Raw genomic sequence first — 1,290 nt, 5'->3', positions numbered from 1 at the left:
CGCCGTGGCGCATCGCCTCGACGGCCAGCTCCTGCTTGCCGCCGGGGAAGAAGTGGTACACGGAGCTGGGCGACGCCTGGGCGGCGGCGGCGATGCGCTTGACCGACGTGCTCTCGTACCCCTGCTGCTGGAGCAGCAGGGACGTGGCCTCGATGATCCGGCGGCGGGTGCCGGCGTCGGTCCCGCGGTCGCGCGGTGCGGTGGCTGCCATGGCGCCGAGTCTACTGGCTGGAACGTTCGATCCAATCGTGCCGTATGCTCTGGAGTGAACGTTCCAACCAGAGTGATGGATGGGTATCGATGAAAGCTGCAGCACCGGCCTCCTCCTGGGTGAACCACCCCGGCTACGGGCGCATGTTCGCCCCCGGCGAGCTGACCGTGGGGCTGTTCCTGCCCCTGTGGCCCTACGCCGGCGACATGGCGGGACTGCGCGGCCAGACGAAGATCGTCGAGGACGCCGAGCGCGGCGGCTTCGCCGCGGCGTGGGTCCGGGACGTACCCCTGGCCGACCCCACGTTCGGCGACGTGGGGCAGGTCTACGACCCGTGGACCGCCCTGACCTGGCTCGCCGCCCACACCTCCCGGATCTCGCTGGCGGCCGGCAGCGTGATCTTCCCGCTGCGCCACCCCATCGACCTCGCCAAGCAGGCGGCGTCCGTCGACCACCTCGGCGGCGGCCGGCTGGTGCTCGGCATCGCCTCCGGCGACCGCCCGGTGGAGTTCCCCGCGTACGGCCTGGACCACGCCGAGCGCGGCGCCCGCTACCGGGAGGCGGTCGCGTCGTTCCGGGACCTCCTGGGGGACGGCGCCCTGGACGGCACCGGCGGTGCCCATCTGCTGCCGAAGCCGGTGTCCGGCGGTGTGCCGCTGCTGGTCACCGGATCCTCGCAGCAGTCCCGCGACTGGATCGCCGAGTACGCGGACGGGTGGCTGGTGTACCCCTCCGCCACGGCCGACCCCGCGGGCCCGCAGCGCCTCGGGCAGAAGCTCGCCGACTGGCGGGCACTGGTCCCCGGCGGCGAGTTCCGCCCGGTCGCCACCAACGAGTGGATCGACCTGGTCGAGGACCCCGGCCACCCGCCCACCCCGCTGCGCGGCGGCTTCGTCCTGCGTACGGGCACGCGCGCCCTGGTCGAACTCCTCGGCCGCTGGCGGGAAGCCGGCGTCAACCACGCCGCCCTCGGCGTCCAGCACGGCCGCCGCCCCGCGGCGGAGGCGGTCGCCCAACTCGCCGAGGAGGTCGTCCCGCACTTCCCCGCCCTGGCGGCCCCGGCGCCGCTCGACCCCGCG

2 protein-coding genes are annotated in these 1,290 nt (G+C 74.3%); one reads left to right on the top strand and one right to left on the bottom strand.

From position 1 onward, the window contains the following. Positions 1 to 211: TetR family transcriptional regulator (locus H5J30_RS33895; protein WP_181791632.1), on the bottom strand; the 211-nt coding region annotated here is incomplete at its 3' end. Between the two features lie 89 nt (positions 212 to 300). On the opposite strand from H5J30_RS33895, the gene H5J30_RS33890 reads away from it, so the two are divergent. Beyond that, positions 301 to 1,290 (top strand): TIGR03571 family LLM class oxidoreductase (locus H5J30_RS33890; protein ID WP_220189613.1); only part of this gene is annotated, 990 nt, incomplete at its 3' end.

Origin of the sequence: Streptomyces phytophilus (assembly GCF_013870535.1) — a bacterium.
GTDB classification, from domain to species: Bacteria; Actinomycetota; Actinomycetes; order Streptomycetales; family Streptomycetaceae; genus Streptomyces; species Streptomyces phytophilus.
This window is presented reverse-complemented; position numbering and strand designations above follow the sequence as displayed.